Origin of the sequence: Streptomyces sp. NPDC014801 (genome assembly GCF_043082085.1) — a bacterium.
Lineage (GTDB): Bacteria > Actinomycetota > Actinomycetes > Streptomycetales > Streptomycetaceae > Streptomyces.
Genome location: NZ_JBIBXG010000009.1, coordinates 20,589 through 35,000 on the forward strand (window position 1 = coordinate 20,589; position 14,412 = coordinate 35,000).

Here is a 14,412-nt window from a genome sequence, read left to right on the forward strand (position 1 = left end):
GCGGCCCGCCGCGTCCGCCACATCCGCAGCGCCCGCCATGTCCGGCGCCACCACCGCATCCGGCGCGTCCACCGCTTCCACCGCGTCCGCCGTCAACCCGCACACGCCCGTCCCCCACCTGCGCTGCCCGCGCCCCGAGGCCCGTGGCCGCTCCGCCGCGCTTCGACCCGCCCCTGTCGCTGCGCACGCGCGCGTGGCCGTGCATGGCAGGATCGGTAGCGTCATGACTGCGCCCACGAAGCTTCCGCACAGCAGCTCCCTCCCCTCGGCCGCGCAGGCCGACCAGGCCGGCGCGCCGGCCGCGGAGGAGCTGCACCTGCCCGTCATCGCCTGGTTCGACGCACACGCGCGTGATCTGCCCTGGCGGCGCCCGGAGGCGGGTGCCTGGGGTGTCATGGTCAGCGAGTTCATGCTCCAGCAGACGCCGGTCAGCCGCGTGCTGCCGGTGTACGAGCAATGGCTGGCCCGCTGGCCGCGCCCGGCCGACCTGGCCAAGGAGTCGCCCGGCGAGGCCGTGCGCGCCTGGGGCCGGCTCGGCTACCCGCGCCGCGCCCTGCGGCTGCACGGCGCCGCGGTGGCGATAACGGAGCGGCACGGCGGCGACGTACCCACCGACCACGCCCAGTTGCTCGCGCTGCCCGGCATCGGCGAGTACACGGCCGCGGCGGTGGCGTCGTTCGCGTACGGGCAGCGGCACGCGGTGCTGGACACCAATGTGCGCCGGGTCTTCGCGCGCGCGGTGACGGGTGTGCAGTACCCGCCGAACGCCACGACGGCCGCCGAGCGGCGGCTGGCCCGCGCGCTGCTGCCAGAGGACGAGCGCACCGCCGCGCGATGGGCCGCCGCCTCGATGGAGCTGGGCGCCCTGGTGTGCACGGCGAAGAACGAGGACTGCCACCGCTGTCCGATCGCCGCGCAGTGCGCGTGGCGGCTCGCGGGCAAGCCGGAGCACGACGGTCCGCCGCGGCGCGGCCAGACGTACGCGGGCACCGACCGGCAGGTGCGCGGCAAGCTGCTCGCCGTACTGCGGGAGGCGCACGCGCCCGTGCCGCAGGCGGCGCTCGACCGGGTGTGGCACGAGCCGGTGCAGCGCGCCCGGGCGCTGGACGGTCTGGTCGCCGACGGTCTGGTGGAGCCGCTGCCGGGTGGGCTGTACCGGCTGCCACTGAGCTGACGTTCGGATCGCCGGACCGGCTGCCGGCGGGCCGGCCCACGGGTCCCGCCGGGCTGACGCACAGACACATCACGGTCTTGGGCGGGGTGTTACGACCCCTCCCAGGGGTCGAAACCGGACATACTACTTCAGAACGCCCACCGCCCTTACCCAGCAACGGCCTTCGTTACACAACCGACGTACAGCCGAGGGCTGGCCGCAGGCTGCTTCGGACAGCGCCGTGACAACGCCTCCGTACCTTCGTTGTCGTGCCCCGGCAGGGACACGACGGGGACAGACCACAGGCAGGACACCGGCGGAAGACAGCCGGCACCACGGGGATTTCGGAGGCGGTCGATCATGGCGCAGGGAGAGGTGCTCGAGTTCGAGGAGTACGTCCGTACCCGGCAGGACGCGCTGCTGCGCAGCGCCCGCCGCCTGGTCCCGGACCCGGTCGACGCCCAAGACCTGCTCCAGACCGCCCTCGCCCGCACCTACGGCCGCTGGGACGGCATCGCCGACAAGCGTCTCGCGGACGCCTATCTGCGCCGCGTGATGATCAACACGCGGACCGAGTGGTGGCGGGCCCGCAAGCTGGAGGAGGTGCCCACCGAGCAGCTCCCGGACGCGTCGGTGGAGGACTCCACCGAGCAGCACGCCGACCGCGCCCTGCTGATGGACGTCATGAAGGTGCTCGCCCCGAAGCAGCGCAGCGTGGTCGTGCTGCGACACTGGGAGCAGATGTCCACGGAGGAGACGGCCGCCGCCCTCGGTATGTCGGCCGGAACGGTCAAGAGCACGCTGCACCGGGCGCTCGCCCGGCTCCGCGAGGAGCTGGAGGCCCGCGATCTGGACGCACGCGCGCTGGAGCGTGAGGAGCGGGAGCGGTGCGCGGCCTGACGGACGGGGATGCCTCCCCGGCCAGGGGGAGTCTTCAGGCGGTGATCACGGCGGCGGCCGTGCTCGCCGCCCTCGCCCTTTTGGTCTCCGCGTGCGCCACCGGCGGCACCGGGACCCGCGACGAGGGCCCCGCCGCCCACTCCGACTCGGTGGTCGGCGCGGCGGCCTCGCCCTCCCCCAGCCCCTCGCCCACCCTGCAGCGGGTGGACCCGGTGCGGCTGGTGAAGGACGACCCGCTGGTCTCGGACGCGGTGAAGAAGAGCCTCCAGCCGTGTGTCGGGGACGACTACCCCGTCGACGTGAGTTACGGCGATCTGACCGACGGTTCCGTCGACGACGTCGTGATCAATGTGCTGACCTGCGGGGACGCGGTGGGGGTCGGCTCGTACGTCTATCGTGCGAACGGCGGCCGCTACCAGAACGTGTTCCAGTCCGAGGAGTCCCCGGTGTACGCGGAGATAGACCGCGGCGCTCTGATGGTGACCAAGCAGGTGTACAAGAATGGCGACCCGGTGTCGAACCCGTCCGGCGAGAACGTGATCACGTACGTCTGGCGGGCCGGGCGGTTCGTGCAGGACGACTTCCATCACACCGACTACGGCACCACGGCCGACACCGCTCCCTCACCGGTGCCGGAGCCGGCGGACAAGTGACGTGGGAGACCTCCGCGCGGGAGCGGCGGGGAGAATCCGTGCGGCGGAGGACCGGCGGGAAGAAACCGTGCGGCGCAGGAGCGGCGGGAAAATTCCGTGCGGCGGACGCGAACCGATCGGACCGCTCGATCCGATGGAGGAGTGGACACACCGCGGAAGTGGACGCACCGCGGAAGTGGACGCACCGCGGAACTGAACGAGCCGCGGGGTCCACGCGTCCACGCAGAGAGCACACGAGTCGAGAAGCACACGAGGACTGAGAGCACCGGGATGGCAGACCAGACCCACGTCCTGTTCGTCGAGGACGACGACGTCATCCGCGAGGCCACCCAGCTCGCCCTGGAGCGGGACGGCTTCGCGGTCACCGCCATGCCCGACGGCCTGTCGGGCCTGGAGGCCTTCCGGGCGAACCGCCCCGACATCGCCCTGCTGGACGTGATGGTCCCGGGCCTGGACGGCGTCAGCCTGTGCCGGCGCATCCGCGACGAGTCCACCGTCCCGGTGATCATGCTGTCGGCGCGCGCCGACTCCATCGACGTGGTCCTGGGCCTGGAAGCGGGCGCCGACGACTACGTGACCAAGCCGTTCGACGGGGCGGTCCTGGTCGCCCGGATCCGTGCGGTGCTGCGCCGCTTCGGGCACGCGGGCGGCGACCGGCAGGCGGACGGCGCGGACTCGGCGAGCCAGGGCGGCGTGCTGACGTTCGGGGACCTGGAGGTCGACACCGACGGCATGGAGGTGCGCCGGGCGGGCCGGCCGGTGGCGCTGACACCGACCGAGATGCGTCTGCTGCTGGAGTTCTCCTCCTCGCCGGGCACGGTCCTGTCGCGCGACAAGCTCCTGGAGCGGGTGTGGGACTACGGCTGGGGCGGGGACACCCGGGTCGTCGACGTCCATGTGCAGCGGCTGCGCACCAAGATCGGTCAGGACCGCATCGAGACGGTGCGCGGTTTCGGCTACAAGTTGAAGGCCTGAGCGGGGCCGGCATGCGGGGGATTGTGCGGCGCCTCCTTCCGGAGCACCTGGAGCGCGCGGGGATACGGACGGGGCTGCGGTGGAAGCTCAGCGCCGCCATCGCGCTGGTCGGCGCGCTGGTGGCGATCGTGCTCAGCCTGGTCGTGCACAACGCGGCACGGGTGTCGATGCTCGACAACGCCCGCGATCTGGCCGTGGAACGCATCAAGATCGCCCAGCGCAACTACGACCTGACCCACCGCGCGAACTTCCCGGGCATCACCGTCAACGACGCCGCCCTGCCCACGCCGCTGCGCGAGCGGGTCCTGGCGGGCCGCGTGGCGACGTACGTCTCCGACCGCCGGGGGCACCCGCCGGACATCTGGGCCGCCACCCCGGCGAAGGACGGGCAGGTGCTGTCGCTGCACACCCACTTCACCGACCGCAGCACGGACATCCTGCGCGACCTCGACCAGGCCCTCGTCATCGGCTCCATCGCGGTCGTCCTGGGCGGCAGCGCCCTCGGTGTCCTCATCGGCGGCCAGCTCTCGCGCCGGCTGCGCAAGGCGGCGGCCGCCGCCAACCAGGTGGCGCGCGGGGAGAGCGACGTGCGGGTGCGGGACGCCATCGGCGGGATCGTGCGGGACGAGACCGACGACCTGGCCAGCGCGGTGGACGCCATGGCGGACGCGCTGCAGCAGCGGCTGGAGGCGGAGCGGCGGGTCACCGCGGACATCGCGCACGAGCTGCGCACGCCGGTGACCGGGCTGCTCACGGCGGCCGAGCTGCTGCCGCCGGGCCGCCCGACGGAGCTGGTGCTGGACCGGGCGAAGGCGATGCGCACCCTGGTCGAGGACGTGCTGGAGGTGGCCCGCCTGGACGGCGCCTCGGAGCGGGCGGAGCTGCAGGACATCCTGCTGGGCGAGTTCGTCGCGCGCCGGGTGGCGGCCAAGGACCCGGACGTGGAGGTGCGGATCGTCCACGAGTCGGAGGTCACGACCGACCCGCGCCGGCTGGAGCGGGTGCTGTTCAACCTGCTCGCCAACGCCGCCCGGCACGGCAAGCCGCCGATCGAGGTCACCGTCGAGGGCCGGGTGATCCGGGTCCGCGACCACGGTCCCGGCTTCCCGGAGGACATCCTCGCCGAGGGGCCGAGCCGTTTCCGCACCGGCAGCACCGACCGCGCGGGGCACGGGCACGGGCTGGGCCTGACCATCGCCGCCGGGCAGGCCCGGGTGCTGGGTGCCCGGCTGACGTTCCGCAACGTCCGGCCGGCGGGCGCGCCCCCGCACATACCCGCCGAGGGCGCGGTCGCGGTGCTGTGGCTGCCGGAGCACGCCCCGACGAACACGGGCAGCTATCCGCTGCTGCCACCCACCGGCGCCTGACCGGGCCGGACACCGGCGGCCGACCGGGCCATACGCCGAATGCTGACGGGACCGCACGCCTGCGGCCGACCGGCATACGCCGGCGGCTGACCGAGCCGCACACTGGCAGCGGCGCTCTATGCAGGTGGGGTCGGGGGCCGGAACGGGGCAGGGCGCCCACCGGAACCGGTGAGCGCCCTGAGGGATGGTGAACGGGTCAGACGGCCTCGACGACCGGCGGCTGGGCCGGTGCGCCGTCCTCGGCGGCGGCGTCCGGCTTCGGGCCGGCGCCGCGCAGCGGGACTTCCTTCACGAACAGCGCCGACAGCAGCACGATCACCGCGACGACCGCGCCGAGCAGGAAGGCCGCGTGGGTGCCGGAGGACACCGCGTGCTGGTACGCCTCGCGCGCCTGAGCGGGCAGCTTCGCCAGGCTGGCCGCGTCCAGCTGCGCGGACTTCTCGGTGATCTTCGAGCCCAGCGTCCCGGCCTTCTCGGCCATGACGTCCTGGACCCGGTGGTTGAACAGCGCACCCATGATGGCGACACCGAAGGAGGAGCCGAGCGTACGGAACAGGGTGGTCGAGGAGGAGGCGACGCCCATGTCCTTCATCTCCACGCTGTTCTGCGCGACCAGCATGGTGATCTGCATCAGGCAGCCCATGCCGAGTCCGAGGACGGCCATGTAGAGACCGGAGGTGAAGCGCGTCGTGCCGGTGTCCATGGTGGACAGCAGGTAGAGCCCGGCGATCATCAGCACACCGCCGGCGATCGGGAAGAGCTTGTAGCGCCCGCTGTTGGTCGTGACCCGTCCGGCCACCATGGAGGTGACGAGCATCGCGCCGAGCATCGGCAGGAGCAGCAGACCGGAGTTGGTGGCGGACGCCCCCTGCACGGCCTGCTGGTAGAGCGGCAGGAACAGCGTGGCGCCGAACATCGCGAAGCCGGTGATGAAGCCGATGATCGACATCAGGGTGAAGTTGCGGCTGCGGAAGATGTGCAGCGGTACGACCGGCTCGGCGGCCTTGGTCTGCCAGAAGACGAACCCGATCAGCGCGACGACGCCGATGCCGATGAGCTCCATGATCCGCGCGGACGTCCAGGCGTACTCCGTGCCGCCCCAGGTGGTGACGAGCACGATCGCGGTGATGCCGACGGTCAGCAGCGCGGCGCCCAGGTAGTCGATGCGGGCCTTGGCCCGCTTCTTCGGCAGGTGCAGCACGGCGCTGATCAGGCCGAGGGAGACGACACCGAGCGGCAGGTTGATGTAGAAGGCCCAGCGCCAGCCCCAGTGGTCGGTGATGGTGCCGCCGACCAGCGGGCCGCCGATCATGGCCAGCGCCATGACGCCGGCCATCATGCCCTGGTACTTGCCGCGCTCACGCGGCGGGATCAGGTCGCCGATGATCGCCATGACGCCGACCATCAGACCGCCGGCGCCCAGGCCCTGTACGGCGCGGAAGCCGATGAGCTGTCCCATGTCCTGTGCCATGCCGCTGAGCGCGGAGCCGGCCAGGAAGATCACGATCGAGGCCATGAACGAGCCCTTGCGCCCGTACATGTCGCCGATCTTGCCCCAGAGCGGGGTGGAGGCGGCGGTGGCGAGGGTGTAGGAGGTGACGACCCAGGAGAGGTGCTCGAGGCCGCCGAGCTCGCCCACGATGGTCGGCATCGCGGTGCCGACGATCATGTTGTCCAGCATCGCGAGCATCATGGTGATCATGAGTGCGAGCAGGACGACTCGTACACTCTTGGGCTGTTTGCCCGCGTCTGTCTCGACTGCTTCTGTGGCGGTCATCATCCCCACTTCCCCCAGCTACTGCTACTTACTTGTCGACCGGCTAGTTCTACACTGGGAAGGTAGCTCCGTAACTAGCCGGTCGTCAAGTAAGTTTTGCCAGCCGGGCGGCAGGTAAGTTTCCGGGGAAGCCCTAGGAGGACGAGGATGGACGTCACCATGGACGGCACCAAGCAGCAGCGTCGCGGGAACACCCGCCAGCGCATCCAGGACGTCGCGCTCGAACTCTTCGCCGAGCAGGGCTACGAGAAGACCTCCCTGCGGGAGATCGCCGAGCGCCTGGACGTCACCAAGGCGGCGCTGTACTACCACTTCAAGACCAAGGAAGAGATCCTCGTCAGCATCTTCGAGGACCTCTCCCGGCCGATCGAGGACCTGATCGAGTGGGGCCGGCAGCAGCCGCACACCCTGGAGACCAAACAGGAGATCGTCCGCCGCTACAGCGAGGCCCTGGCCGGAGCGGCCCCGCTCTTCCGCTTCATGCAAGAGAACCAGGCCACCGTGCGCGAGCTGCGCATCGGAGAGCTGTTCAAGGAGCGGATGCTGAAGCTGCGGGACATCCTGATCGACCCGGACTCCGACCTGGTCGACAAGGTCCGCTGCATCAGCGCGATGTTCACGCTGCACGCCGGGATGTTCGTGCTGCAGGACATAGAAGGCGACCCCGAGGAGAAGCGCAGGGCCACTCTCGAGGTCGCTTTCGATCTGGTGGCCCAGGCGCACAAGGGCGCCTGAGCCTTCACCCCGGACGGGGCGGGGTGGGTCAGACGGACACACCCTTGGCCCGCAGGAAGGCGACCGGGTCGATCGCGGAGCCGTAGTTCGGGGTCTTGCGGATCTCGAAGTGCAGGTGCGGACCGCTGGAGTTGCCGGTGTTGCCGGACTTGGCGATGTGCTGGCCGGTGCCGACGATCTGGCCGACCTTCACGTCGATACGGGAGAGGTGGGCGTACTGGGAGTACGTCCCGTTGCCGTGCCGGATGACGATGGCGTTGCCGTAGGCGGGGCCGTCACCGGCGCCGTTCGGGCCGGCCTTGACCACGGTGCCGCCGTGGGCGGCGACGACGTTGGTGCCGCTCGGCACGGCGAAGTCCTGGCCGGAGTGGCGGTGCGACCACATGCCGCCGGCCTGGTTGAAGCTGGCGGACAGCGTGTAGTGGGCCACCGGGTGCACCCAGGAGGCGGCCTTCTTCTTGGCGGCGGCGGCCTTGGCGGCAGCCTTCTTCGCGGCGGCCTGCTGGGCGGCGGCCGCGGCCTTGGCCTTGGCGGCCGCGGCGGTCTTCGCGGCCTGCGCGGCCTTGGCCTGCGCGGCGGCCTGCGCCTCGACCGCACTGGCGGTGGCCGTGGTGGAGGCGGACGTGGCGTCGGCGGCGGCCGCGACCCCGGCTCCCAGCGCGACCGAGACCCCCAGACCGGCAGCCAGGACGGCGGCGCGGGTGCGGATGGCGGACGTACGGGACGGACGGGACGTGACGCGCTGGGACATGTGAACCTCGTGCAGACGGGGACAGAGAAAAGCCACCCGACGCTCAGGCGTTCGGCCGGATGGGCTCATCCTTGGTAACCCCCCGGCGCACATCCGCCCAAATGTGTGATCTACGACGCCAGCTAGTACTACAACACAAAACCTCCGACTTCCGACGCAACTAACATTCCGGGCATAAGGGTCACCGGCTGCGCATATACAGGCGGCTTCCGGGGGGAAAGTCCCTTTTGCAGACCCCGGGCGCCCACTATTCCGGCTCGTACGTGACGCAGGTCGCGTGCGGCACGTCACCGGGGAGGCCCCTCGGCGGGCGTACCAATGTGGCGCAGACCTCTAGCCACTTACCCACCGGTAACCCTACGGTTCCTCCCGCGCCACCCTCACCGAAGAGCATGCACACGACACGCCCGTGTGCACGGACTGTGAGAGGAACCCCCCATGACGATCAGACGCGCCTGGCTGCGCCGGGCCTCGGTGGCCGCCGTCTCCGCGGCCGCCCTGACGGCCCTGGCCGCCCCCGCGCACGCCACCGGGGCCGCCGCGGCCCCCGCGACGTCCGCCGCGGTCACCACCACGGCGGCGGCCCAGAGCGTCGACCACGCCACCTGGCAGCGGGACTGCCAGGCCGTGATGGACCAGGCGCTGCCGTATCTGCAGCAGCGGATCGCCGCCCCGAGGCCGGGCGAACGGCAGGCGATCGTCTTCGACATCGACAACACGACCCTGGAGACCGACTTCGGCTTCCACTACCCGCAGCCGGCCAACCAGCCGGTCCTCCAGGTCGCCCGCTACGCGCAGGAGCACGGCGTCGCGCTGTTCTTCGTCACCGCCCGCCCCGGCATCCTCTACGTGCCCACCGAGTACAACCTGGAGTACGACGGCTACGACGTCGCCGGGCTGCGGGTGCGCGGCCTGTTCGACCTGTTCAAGGACGTCGCCGCCTACAAGACCGCCCAGCGCGCGCAGATCGAGAGCCAGGGCTACACAATCATCGCGAACATCGGGAACAGCGCCACCGACCTGACCGGCGGCCACGCCGAGAAGACGTTCAAGCTGCCGGACTACGACGGGCAGCTGTCTTAGGTCACCGCGCGGGAGCCGCAGGGCCGGTCCGCGTACGGACATGCCGAAGGGGCCGCACCGCGTGCGGACATGCCGAAGGGGGCCGGTGCTCGAAAGCACCGGCCCCCTTCACTGGCCGTCGACGCTTACGCGTCCTTGCTCAGGTTCGGCCCGGCACCGCCGGCCGCCTGCTCGATCGGCGGGACGTCGGGCAGCGCCGACTTGTCCTCACCGCGGAAGGTGAAGGTCTTGTCGTCGCCCTCGCCCTCCGTGTCCACGACCACGATCTGACCGGGGCGCACCTCGCCGAAGAGGATCTTCTCCGACAGGGTGTCCTCGATCTCCCGCTGGATCGTGCGGCGCAGCGGTCGCGCGCCCATCACGGGGTCGTAGCCCTTCTTGGACAGCAGCTCCTTGGCGGACTGGGAGAGCTCGATGCCCATGTCCCGGTCCTTCAGGCGCTCGTCCACCTTGCCGATCATCAGGTCGACGATCCGCAGGATGTCGTCCTGGGTCAGCTGCGGGAAGACGACCACGTCGTCGACGCGGTTGAGGAACTCGGGACGGAAGTGCTGCTTGAGCTCGTCCGACACCTTGTTCTTCATGCGCTCGTAGTTGGTCTTCGTGTCGCCCTGGGCGGCGAAGCCCAGGTTGAAGCCCTTGGAGATGTCCCGGGTGCCGAGGTTGGTCGTCATGATGATGACCGTGTTCTTGAAGTCCACGACCCGGCCCTGGGAGTCGGTCAGGCGACCGTCCTCCAGGATCTGCAGCAGCGAGTTGAAGATGTCCGGGTGGGCCTTCTCGACCTCGTCGAAGAGGACGACCGAGAACGGCTTGCGGCGCACCTTCTCCGTCAGCTGGCCGCCCTCCTCGTAGCCCACGTAGCCGGGGGGCGAACCGAAGAGACGCGAGACCGTGTGCTTCTCGCTGAACTCCGACATGTCGAGGGAGATCAGCGCGTCCTCGTCACCGAAGAGGAACTCGGCGAGGGCCTTGGACAGCTCGGTCTTACCGACACCGGACGGGCCGGCGAAGATGAACGAGCCACCGGGGCGCTTGGGGTCCTTCAGACCCGCACGCGTACGGCGGATCGCCTTCGACAGCGCCTTGACGGCGTCGTCCTGGCCGATGACCCGCTTGTGCAGCTCCTCCTCCATGCGGAGCAGGCGGCTGGACTCCTCCTCGGTCAGCTTGAAGACCGGGATACCGGTGGCCGTGGCGAGGACCTCGGCGATCAGCTCGCCGTCGACCTCGGCGACGACGTCCATGTCGCCGGCCTTCCACTCCTTCTCCCGCTTGGCCTTGGCGGCCAGGAGCTGCTTCTCCTTGTCACGCAGGGAGGCGGCCTTCTCGAAGTCCTGCGAGTCGATCGCGGACTCCTTGTCCCGGCGGACGGCGGCGATCTTCTCGTCGAACTCGCGCAGGTCCGGCGGAGCGGTCATCCGGCGGATGCGCATCCGCGAGCCCGCCTCGTCGATCAGGTCGATCGCCTTGTCCGGCAGGAAGCGGTCCGAGATGTACCGGTCGGCCAGGGTGGCGGCCTGGACCAGCGCCTCGTCGGTGATGGAGACGCGGTGGTGCGCCTCGTACCGGTCGCGCAGGCCCTTGAGGATCTCGATCGTGTGCGGCAGGGACGGCTCGGCGACCTGGATCGGCTGGAAGCGGCGCTCGAGGGCCGCGTCCTTCTCCAGGTGCTTGCGGTACTCGTCCAGGGTGGTCGCACCGATGGTCTGCAGCTCACCGCGGGCCAGCATCGGCTTCAGGATGGAGGCCGCGTCGATGGCGCCCTCGGCGGCACCCGCACCGACCAGCGTGTGCAGCTCGTCGATGAACAGGATGATGTCGCCGCGGGTGCGGATCTCCTTGAGCACCTTCTTCAGGCGCTCCTCGAAGTCACCGCGGTAGCGGGAGCCGGCGACCAGCGCGCCGAGGTCCAGGGTGTAGAGGTGCTTGTCCTTGAGGGTCTCGGGCACCTCGCCCTTGACGATGGCCTGGGCGAGGCCCTCGACGACGGCGGTCTTGCCGACGCCGGGCTCACCGATCAGGACCGGGTTGTTCTTGGTACGGCGGGACAGCACCTGCATGACCCGCTCGATCTCCTTCTCGCGCCCGATGACCGGGTCGAGCTTGGACTCACGAGCGGCCTGGGTGAGGTTCCGGCCGAACTGGTCGAGGACCAGGGACGTCGAGGGGGTGCCCTCCGCAGGCCCGCCGGCGGCGGCGGTCTCCTTGCCCTGGTAACCGGAGAGCAGCTGGATCACCTGCTGCCGCACCCGGTTCAGATCTGCGCCCAGCTTGACCAGGACCTGGGCGGCGACGCCCTCGCCCTCACGGATCAGGCCGAGCAGGATGTGCTCCGTGCCGATGTAGTTGTGGCCCAGCTGGAGCGCCTCGCGCAGGGAGAGCTCCAGCACCTTCTTGGCACGGGGGGTGAAGGGGATGTGACCGGACGGCGCCTGCTGGCCCTGGCCGATGATCTCCTCCACCTGCTGGCGGACCGCCTCGAGCGAAATCCCGAGGCTCTCAAGGGCCTTGGCGGCGACACCCTCACCCTCGTGGATCAGGCCCAGGAGGATGTGCTCGGTGCCGATGTAGTTGTGGTTGAGCATCCGGGCTTCTTCCTGAGCCAGGACGACAACCCGCCGCGCGCGGTCGGTGAACCTCTCGAACATCGTTAATCGCTCCTCAGAGCGGTCAGGCAGTGGGGGGAACTTCCCCTCCCTGTCCTTCCGCAGCTTAGTCCCGCAAGCGGGGACCGCTCATTCCAACTGCCGACACCGTCGATGGCCTCCTGACCCCGAACGCCGACATCTGCTCCAACCCGATGGTGCGAGACGATGTTCCCGCAGGCCAGGCAGTTACCCCAGTCGCCAGTACGCCCATGGCGAACGTGAGACGTCCCGATCTGCGTGTCGCCCCCTCCCACTAGGGATGTCTTACCCGCTCGGACGGACAGTCCATGCCGCGCGCACCGCTCGGCTCCGCTACGGGCGAACAACCCTTGCGCCCCTTCGCACCCCCACACGCCCCTCGTCCGGCACTCTGCGCACACACCGGTGCACCGAGCGTAACCCGCACGGGTCTTCGGCTGTTGCACCCGGCATGGCTGGCGCAGTCCCCCCATGTCCCACGGTCCCCCTTCCCCGCCGGTCGCCCGAGACGGGCGATCCCCTCCGGTCCTGGTACGAGAACGAACTCGGCTGGCCGGTGGTGCCCGGGGAGCCGGTACGACTTTCCGTGGGCCCGCGCTTCGACGTCCTGGACGTCCCCGCGGAGGCCGGGCTGGCCGCGCTGCGGCATCTGGGCCCCTCGTCGCCCGTGGCGGCCCTGGACGGGCGGCTGTGGCTCTGGCTGGCCCCGGGCAGCGCGGAAGAGCTGCCGGGCCTGCTGGAGTGGCTGGAGTGGGGCCCCCTGGCCTCGTCCCTGGACCTCAGGCCCCTCGGCCCGGGAACGTCGGTCCGGGCGCCGCTTCCGGCGGAGCCGCTGCGCACGTCGGGGCTCCCGGGCGGAACGGCCCGGAGCGGGGCGGAGGCGACGGTCGCGGAGGGGGCGGTGCCGGTCCCGCGCGTGGGCGGGAGGCCGGTCGCGGGTGAGGGCGGGGTGCCGGTCGCCCGCGAGGGCGGGGCGCCGGTCGCGCGTGGGGACCAAGCCGGGAGGCCGGTCGGGGGCGAGGCCGCACGGGCGGCGGAGGCCGTCGCGGGTGGGCGCCCGGGCGCTTCGCAGGGGGCCGCCGTATGGGTGCGGCCCCCCGTGCCGGGGCGCGAGGGTGAGGCCTCGCTGCCGACGATGTCGGTCATGCCGGCCCTGTCGGCGGGGTCGGCGCCGGGTGGCGGCGCGGGCGCCCCCGATCTGGTGCGGGTGGTGGACACGGTGGCCACGCAGTGCCACCGGATCCGCCTGCGGCGCGCGTGCGCTCAGCCGTTGGCCTTCTCGTAGGCCTCGCGAATGGACGCGGGAACGCGGCCACGGTCATTGACCTCGTAGCCGTTCTCCTTGGCCCAGGCACGGATCGCCGCGGTGTCCTGGCTGCCGGCGGAGGCGGCACGCGCCTTTCCGCGGCTGCCGGAGGCACGGCCACCGGTACGACGCCCATTCTTGACGTACGGCTCGAGAAGGCCGCGCAGCTTGTCCGCATTGGCGGTCGTGAGATCGATCTCGTACGTCTTCCCGTCCAGCGCGAACGTCACGGTCTCGTCTGCCTCGCCGCCGTCGAGGTCGTCGACAAGAAGGACCTGAACCTTCTGTGCCACCGGATTTCCTTTCATCGATAACGTGAGGGCCCGGGGTGCGCGGCCTCCGCCCGTTTCGCCGCCGCCCCTGTTATATGCAGTACTGCAGTACGTCGGAAAGCAAACCGCTTTTGCCGGAAAAACACAAACCCCTGGCAGAGGCCGCCTCAGCGGCCCGGGTCGGAAACATGCGCGTTTCGGACATAGGGAACGTGGGCAACGGGCTGTGCCGTGGAATACGCCTTGACCGTCCTTGGCCGTTGCCCGGCGATCACAGATGCAGAAGCATCCGGCTGTTGCCGAGGGTGTTCGGTTTCACTCGTTCGAGACCCAGGAACTCCGCGACGCCCTCGTCATAGGAACGCAGCAGCTCCGCGTAGACATCGCGGTCCACCGGGGTCTCACCGATCTCGACGAAGCCGTGCTTGCCGAAGAACTCGACTTCGAAGGTCAGGCAGAATACGCGGCGAACGCCCAGCCAGCGCGCGGTCTGCAGCAACTTCTCCAGCACCTGGTGACCGACGCCGGCGCCCTTCAGGCCGGGCTTCACCGCGAGAGTGCGTACTTCCGCGAGGTCTTCCCACATCACGTGCAGTGCGCCGCAGCCGACCACCTCGGCGTTGTCGTCGCGTTCCGCGACCCAGAACTCCTGGATGTCCTCGTAAAGCGTCACCATCGCTTTGTCGAGCAGGATGCCGTCACGGACGTAGGCGTCGAGGAGTCGGCGCACGGCGGGGACATCGCTGGTGCGCGCCCGCCGGATGGTGATGGCTTTAGCGGTGGGTTCCGGGCTCTGTGCGGACATGCCGG

At 70.5% G+C, this 14,412-nt stretch carries 13 protein-coding genes; 8 read left to right on the forward strand and 5 right to left on the reverse strand.

The window, feature by feature from the left end; translation table 11 throughout:
• The first annotated feature begins 223 nt into the window (after positions 1-223).
• From ACF1AL_RS21985 to cseC, 5 genes are all read left to right on the forward strand, one after another.
• Positions 224-1,174 carry an A/G-specific adenine glycosylase gene (locus tag ACF1AL_RS21985; protein WP_391827025.1) on the forward strand — a complete coding sequence of 317 codons (951 nt, stop codon included), beginning with the start codon at positions 224-226 and terminating at the stop codon, positions 1,172-1,174.
• Positions 1,175-1,513: 339 nt separating this feature from the next.
• Entirely contained in the window at positions 1,514-2,053 is a 540-nt protein-coding gene (locus ACF1AL_RS21990; RefSeq protein ID WP_391661839.1) for a SigE family RNA polymerase sigma factor, read from the forward strand.
• Positions 2,041-2,706, forward strand: a complete 666-nt coding sequence (locus ACF1AL_RS21995; RefSeq protein WP_366840572.1) for a hypothetical protein — start codon at positions 2,041-2,043, stop codon at positions 2,704-2,706. Before ACF1AL_RS21990 ends, ACF1AL_RS21995 begins: the two co-directional genes overlap by 13 nt.
• Positions 2,707-2,976: 270 nt before the next feature.
• Positions 2,977-3,681 carry a two-component system response regulator CseB gene (cseB, locus tag ACF1AL_RS22000; RefSeq protein ID WP_366840573.1) on the forward strand — a complete coding sequence of 235 codons (705 nt, stop codon included), beginning with the start codon at positions 2,977-2,979 and terminating at the stop codon, positions 3,679-3,681.
• Between the two features lie 11 nt (positions 3,682-3,692).
• Positions 3,693-5,048, forward strand: a complete 1,356-nt coding sequence (gene cseC, locus ACF1AL_RS22005) for a two-component system sensor histidine kinase CseC (RefSeq protein WP_386414908.1) — start codon at positions 3,693-3,695, stop codon at positions 5,046-5,048.
• 196 nt (positions 5,049-5,244) lie between these two features.
• Here the strand turns inward: cseC and ACF1AL_RS22010 are convergent, their stop codons facing one another.
• A complete protein-coding gene (locus tag ACF1AL_RS22010) occupies positions 5,245-6,825 on the reverse strand; it encodes an MDR family MFS transporter (protein WP_391661851.1) in 1,581 nt (526 codons plus the stop codon).
• 147 nt (positions 6,826-6,972) lie between these two features.
• Here ACF1AL_RS22010 and ACF1AL_RS22015 point away from each other — a divergent pair, with 147 nt between their 5' ends.
• On the forward strand, positions 6,973-7,560 hold the full coding sequence (locus ACF1AL_RS22015; RefSeq protein WP_366840575.1) for a helix-turn-helix domain-containing protein: 588 nt from the start codon (positions 6,973-6,975) through the stop codon (positions 7,558-7,560).
• A 28-nt stretch (positions 7,561-7,588) separates the two neighbouring features.
• On the opposite strand, the gene ACF1AL_RS22020 is transcribed toward ACF1AL_RS22015, so the two are convergent.
• Complete coding sequence (locus ACF1AL_RS22020) at positions 7,589-8,311, reverse strand: M23 family metallopeptidase (protein WP_366840576.1); 723 nt, start codon at positions 8,309-8,311, stop codon at positions 7,589-7,591.
• A 438-nt stretch (positions 8,312-8,749) separates the two neighbouring features.
• Here ACF1AL_RS22020 and ACF1AL_RS22025 point away from each other — a divergent pair, with 438 nt between their 5' ends.
• The gene (locus ACF1AL_RS22025; protein WP_391781247.1) at positions 8,750-9,394 is read left to right on the forward strand and encodes an HAD family acid phosphatase; all 645 of its coding nucleotides are present in this window, start codon (positions 8,750-8,752) and stop codon (positions 9,392-9,394) included.
• 125 nt (positions 9,395-9,519) lie between these two features.
• On the opposite strand, the gene ACF1AL_RS22030 is transcribed toward ACF1AL_RS22025, so the two are convergent.
• A complete protein-coding gene (locus ACF1AL_RS22030; RefSeq protein ID WP_366840578.1) occupies positions 9,520-12,045 on the reverse strand; it encodes an ATP-dependent Clp protease ATP-binding subunit in 2,526 nt (841 codons plus the stop codon).
• A 430-nt stretch (positions 12,046-12,475) separates the two neighbouring features.
• Here ACF1AL_RS22030 and ACF1AL_RS22035 point away from each other — a divergent pair, with 430 nt between their 5' ends.
• A complete protein-coding gene (locus ACF1AL_RS22035) occupies positions 12,476-13,309 on the forward strand; it encodes an SCO3374 family protein (protein WP_391704370.1) in 834 nt (277 codons plus the stop codon).
• Here the strand turns inward: ACF1AL_RS22035 and ACF1AL_RS22040 are convergent.
• Both ACF1AL_RS22040 and ACF1AL_RS22045 read right to left on the reverse strand, forming a co-directional pair.
• Positions 13,288-13,623, reverse strand: a complete 336-nt coding sequence (locus ACF1AL_RS22040) for an Lsr2 family protein (RefSeq protein WP_366840580.1) — start codon at positions 13,621-13,623, stop codon at positions 13,288-13,290. The genes ACF1AL_RS22035 and ACF1AL_RS22040 overlap by 22 nt on opposite strands.
• A gap of 250 nt (positions 13,624-13,873) precedes the next feature.
• Entirely contained in the window at positions 13,874-14,407 is a 534-nt protein-coding gene (locus ACF1AL_RS22045) for an amino-acid N-acetyltransferase (RefSeq protein ID WP_391704373.1), read from the reverse strand.
• Between the last annotated feature and the right edge of the window lie 5 nt (positions 14,408-14,412).

Excerpts from the sequence above, each read along its gene's own strand:
- ACF1AL_RS22015 (WP_366840575.1), top strand. The coding sequence starts at position 6,973 with ATGGACGTCACCATGGACGGCACCAAGCAGCAGCGTCGCGGGAACACC.
- ACF1AL_RS22045 (WP_391704373.1), bottom strand. The coding sequence starts at position 14,407 with ATGTCCGCACAGAGCCCGGAACCCACCGCTAAAGCCATCACCATCCGG.
- ACF1AL_RS22010 (WP_391661851.1), bottom strand. The coding sequence starts at position 6,825 with ATGACCGCCACAGAAGCAGTCGAGACAGACGCGGGCAAACAGCCCAAG.
- ACF1AL_RS22025 (WP_391781247.1), top strand. The coding sequence starts at position 8,750 with ATGACGATCAGACGCGCCTGGCTGCGCCGGGCCTCGGTGGCCGCCGTC.
- ACF1AL_RS21990 (WP_391661839.1), top strand. The coding sequence starts at position 1,514 with ATGGCGCAGGGAGAGGTGCTCGAGTTCGAGGAGTACGTCCGTACCCGG.
- ACF1AL_RS22035 (WP_391704370.1), top strand. The coding sequence starts at position 12,476 with ATGGCTGGCGCAGTCCCCCCATGTCCCACGGTCCCCCTTCCCCGCCGG.
- ACF1AL_RS22030 (WP_366840578.1), bottom strand. The coding sequence starts at position 12,045 with ATGTTCGAGAGGTTCACCGACCGCGCGCGGCGGGTTGTCGTCCTGGCT.
- ACF1AL_RS22020 (WP_366840576.1), bottom strand. The coding sequence starts at position 8,311 with ATGTCCCAGCGCGTCACGTCCCGTCCGTCCCGTACGTCCGCCATCCGC.
- cseB (WP_366840573.1), top strand. The coding sequence starts at position 2,977 with ATGGCAGACCAGACCCACGTCCTGTTCGTCGAGGACGACGACGTCATC.
- ACF1AL_RS21985 (WP_391827025.1), top strand. The coding sequence starts at position 224 with ATGACTGCGCCCACGAAGCTTCCGCACAGCAGCTCCCTCCCCTCGGCC.
- cseC (WP_386414908.1), top strand. The coding sequence starts at position 3,693 with ATGCGGGGGATTGTGCGGCGCCTCCTTCCGGAGCACCTGGAGCGCGCG.